This is a genomic window from Olivibacter sp. 47 (genome assembly GCF_030372825.1).
GTDB classification, from domain to species: domain Bacteria; phylum Bacteroidota; class Bacteroidia; order Sphingobacteriales; family Sphingobacteriaceae; genus Olivibacter; species Olivibacter oleidegradans.
The window spans coordinates 6,375,513-6,393,481 of the sequence record NZ_JAUCNR010000001.1 but is presented as its reverse complement, the minus strand read 5'-3'; the positions used below and the strand labels follow the sequence as shown (position 1 = coordinate 6,393,481).

The 17,969-nt window shown below is 40.9% G+C and carries 15 protein-coding genes; 11 read left to right on the top strand and 4 right to left on the bottom strand.

Going from position 1 to position 17,969, the window contains the following annotated elements:
- Nucleotides 1–52: 52 nt before the first annotated feature.
- The 7 genes from QT327_RS27595 to QT327_RS27565 all read left to right on the top strand — a co-directional run bounded on the left by QT327_RS27595 (nucleotide 53) and on the right by QT327_RS27565 (nucleotide 9,360).
- Nucleotides 53–1,387 carry a BNR repeat-containing protein gene (locus tag QT327_RS27595; protein ID WP_242627132.1) on the top strand — a complete coding sequence of 445 codons (1,335 nt, stop codon included), beginning with the start codon at nucleotides 53–55 and terminating at the stop codon, nucleotides 1,385–1,387.
- A gap of 9 nt (nucleotides 1,388–1,396) precedes the next feature.
- A complete protein-coding gene (locus QT327_RS27590) occupies nucleotides 1,397–2,353 on the top strand; it encodes a glycoside hydrolase family 43 protein (RefSeq protein ID WP_130855098.1) in 957 nt (318 codons plus the stop codon).
- Nucleotides 2,354–2,610: 257 nt separating this feature from the next.
- On the top strand, nucleotides 2,611–3,045 hold the full coding sequence (locus QT327_RS27585; protein ID WP_289554369.1) for a DoxX family protein: 435 nt from the start codon (nucleotides 2,611–2,613) through the stop codon (nucleotides 3,043–3,045).
- 58 nt (nucleotides 3,046–3,103) lie between these two features.
- Nucleotides 3,104–4,810 (top strand): glycoside hydrolase family 3 protein, encoded by a 1,707-nt coding sequence (locus QT327_RS27580; protein WP_130855100.1) that lies wholly within the window; start codon nucleotides 3,104–3,106, stop codon nucleotides 4,808–4,810.
- Nucleotides 4,811–4,948: 138 nt separating this feature from the next.
- Entirely contained in the window at nucleotides 4,949–6,658 is a 1,710-nt protein-coding gene (locus QT327_RS27575) for a glycoside hydrolase family 3 protein (protein WP_130855101.1), read from the top strand.
- 221 nt (nucleotides 6,659–6,879) lie between these two features.
- A complete protein-coding gene (locus QT327_RS27570; RefSeq protein ID WP_013664092.1) occupies nucleotides 6,880–7,656 on the top strand; it encodes an ABC transporter ATP-binding protein in 777 nt (258 codons plus the stop codon).
- A gap of 27 nt (nucleotides 7,657–7,683) precedes the next feature.
- The gene (locus tag QT327_RS27565; protein ID WP_130855102.1) at nucleotides 7,684–9,360 is read left to right on the top strand and encodes a hypothetical protein; all 1,677 of its coding nucleotides are present in this window, start codon (nucleotides 7,684–7,686) and stop codon (nucleotides 9,358–9,360) included.
- On the opposite strand, the gene QT327_RS27560 is transcribed toward QT327_RS27565, so the two are convergent.
- Nucleotides 9,320–10,144, bottom strand: a complete 825-nt coding sequence (locus tag QT327_RS27560; protein WP_130855103.1) for an MBL fold metallo-hydrolase — start codon at nucleotides 10,142–10,144, stop codon at nucleotides 9,320–9,322. The genes QT327_RS27565 and QT327_RS27560 overlap by 41 nt on opposite strands.
- Before the next feature lie 375 nt (nucleotides 10,145–10,519).
- On the opposite strand from QT327_RS27560, the gene QT327_RS27555 reads away from it, so the two are divergent.
- Both QT327_RS27555 and QT327_RS27550 read left to right on the top strand, forming a co-directional pair.
- Nucleotides 10,520–11,446 (top strand): DnaJ C-terminal domain-containing protein, encoded by a 927-nt coding sequence (locus QT327_RS27555; RefSeq protein ID WP_130855104.1) that lies wholly within the window; start codon nucleotides 10,520–10,522, stop codon nucleotides 11,444–11,446.
- Between the two features lie 8 nt (nucleotides 11,447–11,454).
- Nucleotides 11,455–11,751, top strand: coding sequence for a chaperone modulator CbpM (locus tag QT327_RS27550; RefSeq protein ID WP_013664087.1), 297 nt, complete (start codon nucleotides 11,455–11,457; stop codon nucleotides 11,749–11,751).
- A gap of 39 nt (nucleotides 11,752–11,790) precedes the next feature.
- Here the strand turns inward: QT327_RS27550 and QT327_RS27545 are convergent, their stop codons facing one another.
- From QT327_RS27545 to gloA2, 3 genes are all read right to left on the bottom strand, one after another.
- Nucleotides 11,791–12,282: a Dps family protein gene (locus tag QT327_RS27545; protein WP_013664086.1), complete on the bottom strand. Its 492-nt coding sequence runs from the start codon at nucleotides 12,280–12,282 to the stop codon at nucleotides 11,791–11,793.
- A 46-nt stretch (nucleotides 12,283–12,328) separates the two neighbouring features.
- A complete protein-coding gene (locus QT327_RS27540) occupies nucleotides 12,329–12,898 on the bottom strand; it encodes an HdeD family acid-resistance protein (protein WP_130855105.1) in 570 nt (189 codons plus the stop codon).
- A 127-nt stretch (nucleotides 12,899–13,025) separates the two neighbouring features.
- Nucleotides 13,026–13,427 carry an SMU1112c/YaeR family gloxylase I-like metalloprotein gene (gene gloA2 / locus QT327_RS27535; protein ID WP_130855106.1) on the bottom strand — a complete coding sequence of 134 codons (402 nt, stop codon included), beginning with the start codon at nucleotides 13,425–13,427 and terminating at the stop codon, nucleotides 13,026–13,028.
- A 211-nt stretch (nucleotides 13,428–13,638) separates the two neighbouring features.
- On the opposite strand from gloA2, the gene QT327_RS27530 reads away from it, so the two are divergent.
- Both QT327_RS27530 and QT327_RS27525 read left to right on the top strand, forming a co-directional pair.
- Nucleotides 13,639–16,641 carry an amidohydrolase family protein gene (locus QT327_RS27530; protein ID WP_130855107.1) on the top strand — a complete coding sequence of 1,001 codons (3,003 nt, stop codon included), beginning with the start codon at nucleotides 13,639–13,641 and terminating at the stop codon, nucleotides 16,639–16,641.
- Entirely contained in the window at nucleotides 16,625–17,944 is a 1,320-nt protein-coding gene (locus tag QT327_RS27525) for an amidohydrolase family protein (protein WP_289554368.1), read from the top strand. Before QT327_RS27530 ends, QT327_RS27525 begins: the two co-directional genes overlap by 17 nt.
- Nucleotides 17,945–17,969 lie beyond the last annotated feature (25 nt).

The window sequence follows — 17,969 nt, the reverse complement described above, 5'->3', positions numbered from 1 at the left end:
TTCGGTCCGACAAGTTAAACAGCGATCCTTTCCATCCTTGATATTATTGAGCATGCGTTTCTTATGGATACATGCTTTTCAACTTATACTACTAAGTATACTAGGCAGTGTCTTTACAAATACTAATGTGCAGGCACAAGTAAAGCCATTTACTACAATCTATCCCGTGGCAAAGGCGTGGTCAAAAAACTCAATTAATGCGATTATTTTTAGGAAGAATTCATTGGTGACCTATAAAAAGCATCAATATATCGCCTTCTATGATGAAGAAGGACAAGTGGTGTTGGGCAAAAGGAGGCTTGGTTCTGAAAATTGGTCACTAATAACCACTAGCTATTCCGGGAATGTAAAGGATGCTCACAACGTGATCAGTATAATGGTAGATGGTACGGGTTATTTGCATGTTTCTTGGGATCATCATAATAATCCGTTAAACTATTGTCGCAGCACAAAGCCGGAGTCGTTAAAATTAGGACCAAAAATGGAGATGACAGGCAGTCAGGAAAGTCGCGTTGCCTATCCTGAATTTTACAAACTGGCCAATGGCAATTTGCTTTTTACTTATAGAAACGGGGAATCCGGCAAAGGAAATCTGATTGTGAACCTTTACGATTGTAAACAACAGAAATGGACAACGCTACATGATAATTTGATTAATGGTGAAGGACAACGAAACGCTTATATCCAGACTACAGTGGATAAGGAAGGCGTCATTCATTTATCCTGGGTTTGGAGGAGTAGTGCGGACGTGTCAACCAATCACAATATGTGTTATGCACGTTCGAGAGATGGTGGACACACCTGGGAAAAAAGCAATGGTGAGCGTTACACACTCCCAATAACAGCGGGTAATGCAGAAGTGGCGGCGCGTATTCCACCTAATAGCGAGTTGATTAATCAGACATCCATGACCACGGACGATATAGGAAATCCGGTAATTGCCACCTACTGGAAAGAGTCGGCTCAAGATGTGCCGCAATATCACCTGATTTATTTGCAAAACGATTCATGGAACGTGAAGATATTGCCCTTTAGGAAGACGAATTTTACTTTGAGTGGTGTTGGAACTAAACGTATCCCTGTTTCGCGACCGCAAATTTTGGCGAGCCGATATGGTGGTAGATCGGTATTTTATATGATTTTTAGGGATGAAGAACGGAAAGGAAAAGTGTCACTTCTCAAAGTAACGAACGATCAGAATAACCACTGGGAGATTATCGATCTATTTAACGAGGATATGGGGGCGTGGGAACCAACACTTGATACAGAACTTTGGAAAAAGAAGAAAATCGTCAATCTCTATTTGCAAAAAGTTGAACAAGCAGATCTGGAGGGCCAGACGGATTTTCCTCCACAGATGGTTAACGTACTGGAATGGAAACCTTAAATTTTGTCTATGTTACTTTATAATAATTTGTTCAGGATTATAACTTTATCACTGATTCTGTTCAATGGCTTGCATGTGCTTGCAGGGAATAGAGAAGAAGAGATTTATATATTTGCCTATTTCAAGGGCAATGGAGAAGATGGACTTCATTTAGCTTATAGCAAGGATGGCTATAACTGGGATGCTTTAAAGAATGATGAGTCTTTTTTACAACCAAAATTAAGCAAGGACAAGCTGATGCGTGATCCTTGTATTATTCGAGGTGGTGATGGACTGTTTCATATGGTTTGGACAGTCAGTTGGACAGACAAAGGAATCGGCTATGCTTCTTCGAAAGATCTGATCAATTGGTCAGAGCAGCAATATATACCGGTTATGCGGAGGGAAGAAGGGGCGAGGAATTGTTGGGCGCCAGAAATAACTTACGATCCCAACTCGAAAAACTACATGATCTATTGGGCAACAACTATTCCGGGAAAATTTCCCGAAACGCAAATCGAGGCAGAAAATGCCTATAATCATAGAATGTATTGTATATACACGAAAGACTTTAAAACATACAGTGATACACGCTTACTATATGATCCCGGTTTTAATGTGATCGATGCAACGATCGCTAAAATAAACGATAAATGGATCATGTTCTTGAAAGATGAGACGAAAGAACCTGTCGAAAAGAATATAAAGATAGCCTATGCTGATCAGCTGCAAGGCCCCTATTCAAAAGCAAGTAAGCCCATCACAGGGAATTATTGGGCGGAAGGCCCGACACTTACAAAAGTAGGCGCTACTTGGCTGTTGTATTTCGATAAGTATACCGAACATCGCTATGGAGCCATCGCATCTACCGATCTGGAAAATTGGAAAGACGTGTCTGACAGGATTAATATGCCAAATGGAATCCGGCATGGTACAATTTTTAAAATCACACAAAAAGAACTACAGAAATTATTGATTGCTAAATAAAAACGCTTAATTAACAGCTATCTGCAGACAGCCATATTAAGTTTGCTTTTTTCTTACTCCCAACTCCCCATTAACTACTCCCTGCTCCCTATTAACTATTCCCAACTCCCCATTAACTACTCCCTGCTCCCTATTCCCTGCTCCCTATTCCCTGCTCTAAAAACCTCTTCGCTTTTCATTTGTTATTCTTATAAAAAAAACGTAACTTTAATATTACATTAAAGCTAACTTAATATAAACACTTAAAACTGAATGCTATGCTTACCCATCACGTCTCCCACAAGGGTGAAAGGCATCACCCACTTTGGTTGGAAATAACCAGAATTGTACTTTCATTGGTTATTCTTTGGAAGGGAATTGAATTCATTGCTAATATACATGTGTTTACGGATATCATGATGAATAGTTCGGTACCTGTTGCTATTCTGATGAGTGTGCTCGTACATACAATCATCGTAGCCCATATTTTTGGTGCGATAGCATTGTTTACAGGGAGTTATGTTCGTATTGCTTGTATTCTTCAGATGCCCGTTATTCTGATGGCCTTACTGTTCAGAGATCTGGCGAAGGATGTGCTTAATCCCTATGCTGCCGTTTGGGTAAGTATTGCTATCCTGTGCGCGCTTGTATTAGTGTTATGGAGAGATAAGCATGATTTTATAGATAGAGATCGTTTGCGAAAAAAAGTTTAGCCAAAATATTTTCGAGAAAGTTAAACCATGGGTATTATCTTTGAGGTAGATAATACTCATGGTTAAAAAGTATTTATTCACATATCTGTTTCTTATATCTGTTTGGCAATCTTTTGCTCAGCAGCCTGCAGATTTTACCACCTTTATCAATTCCCCTCATCGATGGGTGGATTCTACTTTTAATAGTTTAAACCAGAACGAAAAGATTGCACAGCTCTTTATGGTAAGAGCGCATACTAACTTAGGACAAAGGTATATAGATTCTGTAGCGAAAATAATTGCTAGTGAGAAATTAGGCGGTGTAGTGTTCTTTCAAGGTGGCCCCCTTGGACATGCAAAGGCTATTAATACGTATCAATCCATCTCAAAAGTTCCACTGCTGATAGCCCTCGATGGTGAGTGGGGGTTGGGAATGCGTCTGGCAGATTCCACCATTTCTTATCCTTATCAAATGACCTTAGGAGCTATTAGAAATGAGAAGCTTCTCTATAATATGGGACGTGAAATTGCAAAAGACTTCAGACGACTTGGCTTGAATGTAAACTTTGCACCGGTAGTTGATATAAACAATAACCCGAGAAATCCTGTCATTAATTTCCGCTCTTTTGGAGAAAATAAAGGTAATGTAACGCGGAAAGCAAGCGCATACATGCGGGGAATGATGGATGAACATATATTGACTACCTTAAAGCATTTTCCCGGGCATGGGGATACCGATGTCGACTCACACAAAGATCTTCCTCAATTGGCATTCAGTAGAGGTCGGCTGGATTCGCTGGAGTTGTTTCCATTTAAGCAATTGATACGTGAAGGAGCCTCGGGTGTGATGGTTGCCCATATGAATATCCCCGCCCTAGATAAAACGCCTAATTTGCCGTCATCACTGTCGCCTGCTGTAATTGACGGATTACTCAAGAAGGAACTTGGCTTTAAGGGTTTGGTATTTACGGATGCCATGGATATGAATGGCGTGGTTAAATATTTTAAAAATGGAGAAGCAGATGTACGTGCCGTTATTGCCGGGAATGATATATTGGAATTATCTCAAAATAGCAAAAGAGCCATTGCTATGATCGCTAAAGCCATTAAAGATAAACGGATTAGCCAAGCAAGCTTAGATGCAAAAGTAAAAAGAATTTTGGCGGCTAAACTCTGGCTCGGACTGGATAAAAGGGAACCGGTAATGCTGGATGGCTTGTATCGCGAACTAAACCGGTCAGCGTCAAAAAAGCTGAATCAGGAACTGGCTGACGCAGCCGTCACATTACTGAAAGGCGATAGCCTTATACGGAACATTGATTATGGCAAACGTACCGCTATCATTAGCATAGGAGCTCGAGAATTGACTACTTTTCAAAAAGAATTGGAAGGTAAATTTGATAATGCGCTGAAATTTGTCATCTCACCCGACGCGAAACCTAATGATATCGCAAAAGTGTCTGTCGAACTGTTGCGATATAATCAGGTGATCGTCGCCTTGCATGATACGCGCCGATCGCCGCAAAGTAAAATTAACTTCAGTGGCACAGTCCGTTTGTTTATTAATGAATTAGCTAACATGAATAGCATCTTTTGTGTCTTCACCAATCCCTATGCATTAGCGGGCATGCCGGGTATTGAGGCTTGTAAAAGTTTGGTTCTAGGTTACCAAAATAGTGATGAACTGCAACGGGCAGGAGCAAAAGTCATATTGAAAAGCTTAAGGCCGACTGGTAGATTGCCCGTAACTGTCAGTACTTTTTTCAAATACGGAGATGGATTGTAATTTTTAAAATGCGTTTTTTTGCGGTTTTCATTTTGCTTAAAAGCATTATAGGGCGATATTCTGCTTTTATTATCTTTTTTTATTGAAATTTTTGCATAAAACGGCAATTATAACTAAGTTTGATTTCATTGTTTCATTATGTTAAGAAAAGCCAGCCTAATACTCCTCATCGTTTTGACCGCATCGCAGATAGTTTCTGCTCAATCGTCTTCAAACTTTATAGATTTCATTAATCAAGAACATACATGGGTGGACTCAGTTTTTAACAGGTTGAGCAAAAAAGATCGTATTGCGCAAATGTTCATGGTGCGTGCGCATACAAATTTAGGTAATGCGTATAGCGATTCAGTAGCCAAAGTGATAAAAAAGCAAAAGTTAGGAGGAGTGGTGCTTTTTCAGGGCGGCCCTGTTAGGCATGCTAACCTTATAAATAGGTATCAAAAACTTGCAAAAGTTCCGTTGTTAATGGCGCTGGATGGAGAATGGGGATTGGGCATGCGCTTGATGGATTCGACCATCTCCTTTCCTTATCAGATGGCTTTGGGAGCCGTACAGGACGAACGATTAATCTATCAGATGGGGCAGGAGATTGCCAAAAATTTTAAACGAATTGGCTTAAATGTAAATTTCGCTCCCGATGTGGATGTAAACAATAATCCGAATAATCCGGTAATCAACTACCGGTCTTTCGGCGAGAATAAAATGAATGTGGTGCGAAAAGGGGGTGCCTATATGAAGGGGATGATGGATGGCGGTTTAATGACTACTTTAAAGCATTTTCCAGGCCATGGTGATACTGATGTGGATTCTCATTATGACTTGCCTAGTTTGAATTTTACGATAACTCGCCTGGATTCACTGGAAATGTACCCTTTTAAAGAATTGATCAAACAGGGGGCCCCTGGGGTAATGGTGGCCCATATGAATATCCCCGCCTTGGATACAACCGCGCATCTGCCTTCGTCACTTTCAAAAAATGTAATTACCGGTATGCTGAAAGAGCGTATGGGCTTCAAAGGACTCACTTTTACCGATGCGATGGATATGAAAGGCGTTGTAAAGTACTTCCCGGATGGTGAGGCTGATGTAAGGGCGATTATTGCCGGAAATGACGTGCTTGAATTGTCAGAAAACAGTAAACGAGCAATCAAAAAAGTAAGAAAAGCGATCCGTAAAAAGAGATTATCTTGGGATGATATCAACGCGCGTGTAAAAAAAATACTAGCAGCTAAATACTGGATGGGTCTGAATCAACGGCAAGCGGTCATCACAGAACATTTATACCAGGATCTTAATAATGATTCTGCCAAGCAGTTAAATCAACAATTAGCGGATGCTGCTATTACACTGTTGAAAGGGGATACACTCATTAAGCAGTTAGATCTTGCAGAAAAGACGGCGCTGGTTAGTATTGGCGTCGATAGTTTAACTACATTTCAGCAAATACTTGGTGGACATTTTGATAATAGCTTAAATTTCATCTTATCTGCTAAGGCTACTGGCGCAGAAGTGTCAAAGGTAGCTAATGAGCTGAAGAACTATAAACAGGTGATTGTAGCACTTCATGACACACGTTTGCGTCCGCAAAGTAAATTAAACTATAGCCAAGAGCTTAACATGTTAATTAGCGAACTTGCTAGTCATAATGTGCTATTTAACGTCTTTGCAAACCCCTATACTATTGCTTCCTTCCCCGGCTTGGAGCACGCCGGTGGTTTGGTGGTAGCCTATCAAAATGACGGAACCTTTCAAAAAGCAGCGGCAAAGTTATTAAGCGGGCAATTAAAAGCCACCGGTAAATTACCGATAACCATTAACAGCTTTTTCAAATATGGAGATGGCTTATAGCTTTATGCTAGGGAAACCATTTGCTTTGCTGCTCGTTCCATCGGTTTCCTCCGAAGCCGTTTTTCCCAATACACTGGCTATATACAAAGCTAAAGCTAGTACGCACGGTTAAAAGTAAAAGCCCTTCATTTTTAATAGCAGTTGCTCCGCGTCTTATTTTCAAAGTTCACAAAATATAAAGAATTTCTTATCTTGCTTTACATTAATCAAGAAAGATAAGAATGAACCAAGATGAACCTATCATACGCATTGAAAATCTTCATAAAAGTTATGATGATAAACAGGTTTTGAAAGGGATTGATCTTGAAATATATCCCGGTGAAGTGATTGGCTATATCGGCCCAAATGGTGCCGGTAAATCAACAACCGTTAAGATCCTTACCGGATTAATAAGTGATTTCGAGGGTCATATCACTGTTGATGGCATCAACTTAAAAGAGAATGCACTTCCAATTAAATCCATTATAGGATATGTTCCGGAGAATGCTGAGCTATACGATGTGTTAACCCCTTTGGAATATCTGGATTTCGTGGGTAAGCTATATGACATGGAAACTTCGCTCATTGCAGCCAGAGCAACTAAGTTGCTTACTGCTTTTGGCCTGAGTGAATCACTTAATAAGCGAATGGATACCTTTTCGAAAGGTATGAGGCAAAAAGTGTTATTGACTTCCGGAATTATTCATAATCCAAAAATTCTCATTTTAGATGAGCCTTTGTCTGGCTTAGATGCAAATGCAGTAATTGTTGTTAAAGAGCTGATCTCTCTATTGGCAAAGGAAGGCAAAACGATATTTTATTGTTCGCATATGATGGACATTGTTGAAAAGGTTTCAGACCGTATTCTATTGATTAATCAAGGCAGTATTGTGGCAAATGGTACTTTCGAGCAATTGAAAGCTGAGCATGGCGATTCCCTCGAACATATTTTTGCTAAGCTCACCGGCCATGCGGAAACTTCAGGAAGTGCTTCTAGTATCATGTCTGCCTTCGAATAGCGAGAATGATCGCAAAATATTATATCCATGAATAATTTCATTGTCCAACTGGCTTTACTTTTTAGTCCTCTATATCGTAAAATCGGGGTAAATACCGCTCAGATGGAGGTTATATTACGTGTCAAATTACTGATGGATGACCGAAGACCGCTAACGGCATTTGGAAACAGATCGAAAAAGGAAAACAACTACAGCTCCTGGCTTAATTTTTTACTGCTAGCAGTGATGGGTTGCGTATTGCTGCTTTTCCTTTTTTCCGTCAACCAACCTTATCTGTCTTTTACGATCTACTTCGGTGTGTTTATGGCAATGTTATGCCTCAGCTTGATCGCTGACTTTTCCGTCATCCTGTTAGACAGTAGAGATAATTTTATCATATTGCCACGTCCCGTTGATGATCGAACGTTTGCCTTAACACGCATCCTGCACATCGGAATCAGTATAGCTAAACAAGCGGTTGGTTTAGCGCTCCCGGGACTTATTTTTACAATAATTAGTCGAGGAGGATTTGCCGGTGTTATTTTTATTTTTCAAGCGGCAATAGCAACCGTACTTTGTGTATTACTGGTAAACTTGTTTTACCTGATTGCCATGAAATTCGTCTCGGTGCAGCGCTTTAAAGACATTGTAGCGTATTTACAAATTGTATTTTCGGTGCTGATCTTTATGTTGTACTACACGATGCCAAATGTGCTGGAAAGTGCCATGGTTCAGCAGCTTGACTTTGCAGCGGTGCCCTGGTTATGGCTTACACCAAGTGCTTGGATCAGCGGACTACAAGAACTCGGAAGGGGAGATACGTCATTACTTACCATTGCACTGTCCCTAGCGGCTTTCTTATCGCCGTTGGTGGCTTTGTGGATAATGAGCAAAAACTTCTCTACCGGATTGAACGCTACGTTGAGCGCTTTGCAGACAAGCGACGACTCGGTTAAGGTCGAAACAGCTGCCACCCGTAGGCAAACGCTTAGCGATAAATTAGCGAATATATTAACCGGTAGCCCATTGGAAAATGCCGGTTTTAGATTAGTTTGGAATGTAACGGGACGCACACGTGAATTTAAAACTAAAGTGTACCCTTCGTTGGCTTATGTCCCGGTGTATTTTTTTTTCATGTTTTTTGTACGTAACCGAGGAAACGCAGAAGGAACGTGGACAGAAAAATGGAAGAATATCCTCGCGCAACATACTTATCTCTTCATTTTTTACTTTTCTTTATTTACTTTATTAACCGTATTCCAATTTATCACACAAAGCGAAAAATATAAAGCTGCCTGGATTTATTTTGTGGCTCCTATTCAACAACCGGGCCTTTTGATGTCCGGTGTATTGAAAGCTGCGTTTGTTAAATTTTATATGCCTTTTATGATTGTTTTTTCCGTGCTGGGACTAGCCTTTATTGGTCTGCCGGTAATAAATGACCTCCTTTTATCTACGGCTGTAGGCGGAGTAGCGGCCATTTTAATTTGTCTGTTTACCGTAACAGGCTATCCTTTTAGTCAACCGATAAAAAAGACAGAAGGGCGCTTTATTGCCAATCTGCTTTTGATAGGATTAATCAGCGCGATCGGCTTTGGGCATTATTTAGCTGTTAATTATGAGTGGTTGGTGTGGGCACTTGCTAGCCTTGCCGTCGGTACATTCTTTCTGCTATTACATTTTTTTAAAAAAGAGTCTTGGGAAAAAGCGGAATTTCGGGAATAAGATCTGCCGGCTGTGACCATCTTTTTACTTCAAAAATAGGACTTTCTTCGTATCGCGAAGCAACCACAATTTTTACGCCATTGGCATGGGTTGAGAAAAGCTCGGTAACTAAATTCGGACAATTATTATCTTTGGATAAATGAGATAAAAAAAGATGACTCAAATTGTCCGTTCTGTGGTTTAGAAAGAGCTCTAAAGCTTGCTTATTGGACAAATGACCATACCCCCCGCGAATTCTGTTTTTCAAAAAATACGGATAACGCCCGCGATCTAATAGATCGTCGTCGTAATTGGCTTCTAAAAAAACCGCATGACACTGGCTGAAATGATGCTGTACACGTTCGCACACCCTTCCTATATCCGTAAAAACGCCGATCCGAATGCTTCCTCCTTCTACCACAAAGCTATAAGGGTCAGCCGCATCATGATACTTGGCAAAGGGAGTGATTTGAAAATCGCCAATTTGAATAGGATCGGATGCATGAAATAGGTGGAGCAGCTCGGGAGCAATAAAAAAGCCGGTTGCTGTTAATGTCCGCTGATTGATATAGACTGGTATGCGGTATTTTAAACTTAACCTGCACAAGCCCTTTATATGATCACTATGTTCATGGGATATAAAAATCGCTTTGATAGATGGAATGGATAAACCTAAACGGGTCATTCGTCGCTCAATCTCGCGGCATGAAATGCCGGCGTCTATTAGAACAGCTTCTCTTCCATTGCCAACATAGTAACAATTGCCATTACTTCCGGAATTGATCGAGGTAACATAAAGCGACATGTGTGCAAACTTAATAATTTTCGTTGGGATTACTGCCCGTGCTTTGCGTTATGGAATTTCTTTTTAAGCGATATTACGATGTTAGTATTAAAGAAAGGTTTCCTTGAGTTACTCTTTTTAATATATGTTCTTTTTCTTGGCAAAAAGAACGAAACCGAGAAGTTTGCCTTCGAGCTCCTATGAACGCTTTTGAAAATAAATGCAAGTGAATAAAGTCAAGGTTATCCACCTTGCTAATGGGCGCAGTAAGTGGGATGTATAAAATAAACTTTCTTTTAAAACCACGATTCATTTCAATTTAAAAGGAAAATAGGAATATATGAAAGTCCCAAACAAAAAGGGACACACAGCTGTATCTAGGTTGAAGGTTTAATTATGGAATATATTGATTACTATAAAATATTGGGCGTTGATAAGAATGCATCTCAAGATGATATTAAAAAAGCATACCGTAAACTTGCCAGAAAGTTGCACCCCGACTTAAATCCGGATGATAAAGAAGCGCATAAACGATTTCAGGAATTAAATGAGGCCAATGAGGTACTAAGTGATCCTGACAAGCGGAAGAAGTACGATCAATATGGGAAAGATTGGAAGCAAGCGGAAGCTTATGAGCAGGCGAGACAGTCACAACCTGGAGGCGATTACTATGCACGTGGAAATCCTTTTGGCAATCAAAATCCATTCGAAAGCGGTTTTGACGGATCGGAAGGCGATTTTTCTTCAGGCGGTTTTTCAGATTTTTTCGCCTCCATGTTCGGTGGAGGAAGAAGGAGCCGAAGCCAATTTAAAGGGCAGGATTACCGCGCGGAATTACATCTCAGCTTGAGGGATGCTGCAGAAACGCATAAACGAACCTTAACAATAAATGGGAAGAAGCTGCGCATCACCATCCCTGCGGGTGTGGAAAATGGACAGGAAATTCGTTTGAAGGGTCAGGGTGGACCCGGTGTAAACAACGGGCCGGCGGGCGATCTCTACATCACTTTCGTTATTGGAAATGACCCAGTGTTTAAGCGATTAAAGGACGATCTGTATTTGACGCAGGAAATTGATTTATACACAGCCGTTTTGGGAGGAGAGGTTATGGTCGATACACTGGGATCAAAAGTTAAATTAAAAGTTAAACCGGAAACCCAGAATGGTACCAAAGTGCGTCTAAAGGGGAAGGGCTTTCCCGTATATAAAAAAGAAGGTCAATTTGGCGATCTAATTATAACCTATCAAGTCAACATACCAACCGGATTGAGTGAAGAACAAAAAACGCTATTTCAGCAGCTAGCCAATTTAACGACTAAATAATTAGACAAATGGGAACCACATTCATTTTGGTCAAGGAATATTGTGCACAGAGCACGGTGGACGAAGGTTTTATTCGTTCGCTTTATGAAGAAGGGTTAATAAAGCTCACTTTGCAAGCAGATGAATGGTATATTCATGAAGAAGACCTTGAGGCGTTGGAACGATTTAGGCAATGGCATTACGATTTACACATTAATGTCGAAGGTATTGACGCCATGCGCCATTTAATTGGAAAGATTAGAAGTATGCAAACAGAAATTAAGCTGTTAAAAAGCAGGTTACGCTTACACGAAGAGGGATGGTAAGTTGGGCGGAGGCTTATAACGCCCCGCCCCATTTTTTTATTATTGAACCATAGAACGCAGCATCCAAGCCATTGATTCGTGCTGCTCCATCAAGCCTGTCAGGAAATCTGCCGTTCCGGCATCTTTATGCTTATCTTGAATAGGATCAATCGATGTGCGAATCTCTCGTATGATGGTTTCATGGTCTTCTAAAAGCGCTTCAATCATTACTTCAGCAGATGATCCATCATCTGTATGCTCCAAAAGATTGGTTTCATTAAGGAATTGTTGTAAGGTTCCCAATGAATAATGACCCAATTTACGGATACGCTCTGCCACTTCATCCATCATTTCCGCAAGTTCTTTATATTGCGATTCAAAGAATAAGTGGAGGTCGTGGAAGTGGATGCCCTTTACATTCCAGTGGAATTTTCGAGTCTTGGTATACAATACAAATTCATCAGCTAATAAATGATTCAATTTGTTTGCTACCGCTTGGCGATTATCTTCAGAGATGCCAATGTCAATTTTAGCAGTTTTTACGAGTGCCATGATAAAAGTTTATTAGAGTTCATTAAGATATTTATAGTTCATTTTGTTAGGGATTCATATGATCCCTGATTTTCTTGAGCTGCATAGAAAAAATGATATTTACCACGCCGGCAACGATAAAAGCAAAGGCCGTCCACCCAACAATAGTCGCAATACCGATCACTGGATTGAAAATCATACTTAGGCCGAATAATACCGTTAAGATACCTCCGGCCAAGATCCATCCCCAGCCCTTTACGTCTAAGTTCTTCAGTTGAAAGGCGTAGCTGCAAAGTGAAGCTCCTAATAAGAGTATATAAAAACCCACTATGAAAGGTAGAACGCTCATCGATAAACTCGGATATAATAATAAAACGAAGCCCAGTACAACGTCCAGAATGCCTGCAGACAGTGTCCAACCCCAATGATGCAAACGGTGTCGATTCCCGAATGTAAAGGAAAGCTCCATAATACCATTAACAAAAATAAGACCACCAAAGAAAACCGATAAGCCTAAATAGCTCGCCAGCGGATTCGATATTGTATAAAAACCGGCAATCAATAACAAGATGCCAATAACAGTGAAAAGCCACCAATTTTTGACCTCACGTTTAATCTCCTGTATAAATGCTGTCATATGAATAAAATTAATCAAGAACCCGAGCTTTATCAAAGCTACTTCGTTTAGATAAGATATGAGTTGATAACAATCATACTAAATTAGGTGTTTGATCATCTTTTACTTTATTTCAATGGAATGACAATTAATGGTCAATTTCGTAGAACTCCAAAGGCAAGTCGTCGGGATCCGCAAAAAAAGTAAAGCGTTTTCCGGTTAGTTCATCTACCCGAATCGGTTCGGTTTGTACCTGATGCATCGTTAGATGATCGATTGCCTTCTCTAGATTGTCAACAGCAAAGGCTAAATGTCTTAAACCGCAAGCTTCAGGCTTGCTCACCCGTCTCGGAGGCTCAGGAAAGGAAAATAATTCAATGACGTATTGACCATTTAAGGCCAAGTCTAGTTTGTAAGATTCCCGTTCATCTCGATAAGTTTCGTTAAGGACCTCAAACCCAAGTACGGTAGTATAAAATTGCTTGGATCGTTGATAATCGGAACAGATAATAGCCACATGATGAAGCGCTTGTATTATTGGATTTCCCATGCCAATGTTTTTGAACGAAGGTATAACTTATAATGTAAAAAAGGTAACATTCTTATGAGAGAAGGCCAAAACAAATTTTTTTAATTAAAAAGGGTATTTTAGTGAAAAACTTGGCGAACGCTTGGTTTTTATCGTCAACAACAAAAAATCCGCAAAATGGATTCTCTTTTTTGACAACTTGAACTTTTTATTCTTTAATTAGATGTGCATTATGCGAAAAATCTTACCCTTTTGCCTCTTTTTATTTAGCTTTTACTTCCTGAAAAGCCAGGAAACTTTTCCTGTTAACGGCTCGCACGATAAGCGACCGAAAAAGTACGCGTTTATAAATGCTCATATTATCACAAAAGCTGGGCAGAGTCTGAAAAATGCGACGCTACTGGTGAACGATCGACTGATCGAATCCGTAGGAGCGGGACAGGAAGTGCCCGCAGGTTACATAACGATTGATTTGCAAGGCAAGTTTATCTATCCATCTCTGATTGATCCTTTTACTACCTACGGCGTACCTGAAAACAAGGAATCACGCGCTTTTGGGAGGGCTGCCCAGGTACTCACTTCTACAAAGAACGGCCCATACGCCTGGAACGAGGCAATACGGCCGGAGACTCGGGCGATCGATGTTTTTGCACAGGATGAAAAGAAAGCAGAACAACTTAAGAAAATTGGCTTCGGAGCGGTACACACGATAGTAAAAGACGGAATTGCGCGGGGAAGTAGTGCATTGATTGCACTGAACACCAATAAAGATAATGAGCTTGTCATCATTCCCGACGCCGCTGCTCAGTATTCTTTCGATAAAGGCTCTGCAAAAACGTCTTACCCTTCTTCTTTAATGGGAAGCATTGCCCTTTTGCGTCAAACATATTACGATGCGAAATGGTATCAGCAACAGAAGAAAGAATACAACATTTCCTTAGAAGCGTTTAATAAGTGGCAGTCGCTACCACAATTTTTTGAAGTGAACGATGTATTGGATGTTTTAAGGGCTGATAAAATAGCCAAAGAATTTGGGAAATCCTATATTATCAAAACGGGAGGAAATGACTATCAACGTATTCAAGAAGTGAAGGCTACAGGGGCAAGTCTTATCGTTCCGCTTAACTTTCCGAAAACATATGATGTAGCAGACCCCTACGAGGCTAATAAATTGTCGCTTGCGCAGTTGAAGCACTGGGAGCTTGCTCCAGGCAATCCCGCCGCTTTGGAAAAGGCATCCATTCCTTTTGCCTTAACAGCTAGCGATTTAGATAACGTCCGGGACTTTTGGCCCAATTTACGCAAAGCCATTAAATATGGATTAAGTGAAGATGCCGCTCTACGTGCATTGACGGAGACTCCTGCTAGATTGTTGGGAGCGGGTGATCGCTTAGGAACCTTGGAGAAAGGAAAACTGGCTAGTTTTATTATTACTTCGGATAGTTTGTTCAAAGAAGGGAATATCATCTATGAAAATTGGATTGAAGGAGAAAAATTTATCGCTAACCATAGCAGTAATAAAGATCTGAGAGGAGAGTACGCAAGCAATGTGGATGATTTCGGTGCAATAAAACTGCTGATAGGCGGGAAGCAGGGAAAGTATGAAGCTTACATTAGCAAGCCGAACGATACGACAAAAATCAAAGCGAATTTGGTAGTAGATGGTGATTTGTTAAGTCTGAGCTTTAATCCGAAAGGGGTAAAGAAAAGCTACCGGATTAGCGCCTATATTGCAACAGTAAAACCACTTCAATTAAAAGGTGAAATTAATCGTGAGGATGGTGGTACTATTCCTTGGTCAGCTTCTTATACGGGGGCCTACACGGAAAAGACCGAAACGAAGCGAGCGGACAAGCCCCTTGAATTAGGCAAGGTAATTTATCCTTTTGCAGCCTATGGTCATGAGCAACCTCTTGCTGCTGCCGATGTATTGTTAAAAAATGCGACCGTATGGACTAATGAAAAAGAAGGCATATTGGAAGGAGCAGATGTATTAATTGCCGGTGGAAAAATCAAAGCGGTCGGTAAAAATCTCAATGCCTCCGGCGCAACGCTCATTGATGCTACCGGCAAGCACATTACGGCAGGTATCATAGACGAGCATTCACATATCGCTATTTCTAGAGGCATAAACGAGGGAACGCAATCAGTTACTGCTGAAGTGCGTATTGGTGATATTATAAATTCGGAAGATGTTAATATCTATCGACAATTGGCAGGCGGGGTAACGTCCTCGCATATATTGCACGGCTCAGCTAACGCAATTGGCGGGCAATCTCAATTAATTAAGTTGCGTTGGGGTAAATCACCTGAGGAGCTTAAATTCGAAGGGAGCGATGGCTTCATAAAATTTGCCCTTGGCGAAAACGTAAAACAAAGCAATTGGGGAGATATTGCACGGGTGCGTTTCCCGCAAACACGAATGGGTGTGGAGCAGGTGTATGTAGATGCTTTTACAAGAGCGAAGGAATATAAGGCAAAAATAGCGATGAAAGGCAGCAATGCGCGTCGTGATCTCGAATTGGATGCTTTGGTGGAGATATTAGACAATAAGCGTTTTATCACCTGCCATTCCTATGTGCAGTCTGAAATCAATATGCTCATGCATTTGGCTGATAGCCTTGGTTTCAAGGTAAATACCTTTACGCATATCTTAGAAGGCTATAAGTTAGCGGATCGTATGGCCGCAAGAAGTATTGCAGGAGCTACTTTTGCAGACTGGTGGGCCTATAAAATGGAGGTACAGGAGGCAATACCCTATAATGCTTATTTAATGGAAAAGCAGGGTGTGGTAACGGCCATTAATTCGGATGACGCTGAGATGGCTCGTCGCTTAAATCAGGAAGCTGCAAAAGTAATCAAGTATGGTGGCTTGACAGAAGAAGAGGCATGGAAATTAGTAACCCTCAATCCAGCAAAAATGCTGCACATTGATAATAAGGTGGGTAGTTTGAAAGCCGGCAAAGATGCAGATGTGGTGATATGGAGTGGTAATCCTTTAAGTATTTATGCCCGTGCCGAGAAGACCTTTGTAGATGGTGTAAAATATTGGGATGTAGAGGAAGATGAGAAGATTCGAGATTTTCAACAAAAAGAGAAAGCTAGATTGATTGCTAAATCGTTGGAAGAAAAGGATAAAGGGAATGCAACACAAAAAGCAGTCGAAAAGCCAACCATTATTTATCATTGCGAAACGCTTTCAGGAGATATTAACGAGGATGTCAACCATAACTAATACAATGACGATGCAGTTCACTTTTAAATACATATACAGCCTAAGTTTATTCCTGCTGGCCGGAGTTTGGGCTCAGGCGCAGCCAACCGTTTATCCGGCAAAGGCGCAAACTTCAGCCATTAGCATAAAAGGAGCCACTATTCACATAGGCAATGGACAGGTAATAACAAACGGTACCTTAGTCTTTGATAAGGGAAAAATCACTTATGTGGGCGATGGGTCCGGAGCACCTAATGCCACGGAGACCATTGATGCCCATGGAAAACATCTTTATCCTGGATTTATTGCGCCTGTTACCAATTTGGGCTTAGTGGAAATCGAAGCGGTGAGAGCGACAGTTGATAATACAGAAGTAGGGGGAAATAACGCGCACGTGCGTGCGCTGATTGCCTATAACACCGATTCTAAGGTGATTAATACCTTGCGCACTAACGGTATATTATTGGCGCAAGTGACGCCCGAAGGAGGATTGGTTACTGGTCAGTCGTCCATAGTGCAACTCGATGCATGGAATTGGGAAGACGCTGCTTATAAAAAGGACGATGCGATCCATATTAATTGGCCCAGTATTCGCTATGCACGTTTTGGTGCAACCAATGAAGAGGAGCAAAAGGAACGGATCCGAAAGGAACGCACTACCTTGGCGGATTTATTAACCGATGCAAGCGCTTATTGCGCCGTAGATAAACCAGACGTGTTCAATGGGCGGTTAGAAGCTTTTCGAAAGGTCTTTGACGGTTCAAGAAAGCTCATGGTTCATGTTGATAAAAAGAACGATATCATTGCAGCGGTACAATTTTTCAAAGATTATGGATTGAAGCCGGTATTAGTAGGAGGAGCGGAAGCTCATCTTGTCAGTGCTTTTTTGAAAGAAAATGATATTGCGATCATCATACATCAGGCGCATTCGCTTCCTGCGAATGAAGATGATGATGTTAATTTACCCTATAAGCAAGCGAAACTCTTATCAGATGCAGGACTTCTGGTCGCTTACGGGATGGATGGTTTTTGGCAACAACGTAACTTGCCTTTTATGGCCGGTACCGCGGCTGCATTTGGTTTGGATAAAGAAAAAGCACTGGCTACTATTACCTTAAACACCGCGAAAATTTTGGGAATTGATCAAACAACGGGTAGTTTAGAACTTGGGAAGGATGCGAATCTATTTCTCTCCGTAGGAGACGCTCTTGATATGAAAGGAAATCAGTTGGAAAAGGCGTTCATTGGGGGAAGAGATATTAATTTAGATAATTTGCATAAACAATTGTTTGAGCGATTTGAGTATAAATACGGACAAAAGTAAAACGAAAAGAGGGAGTTTCAAGCTC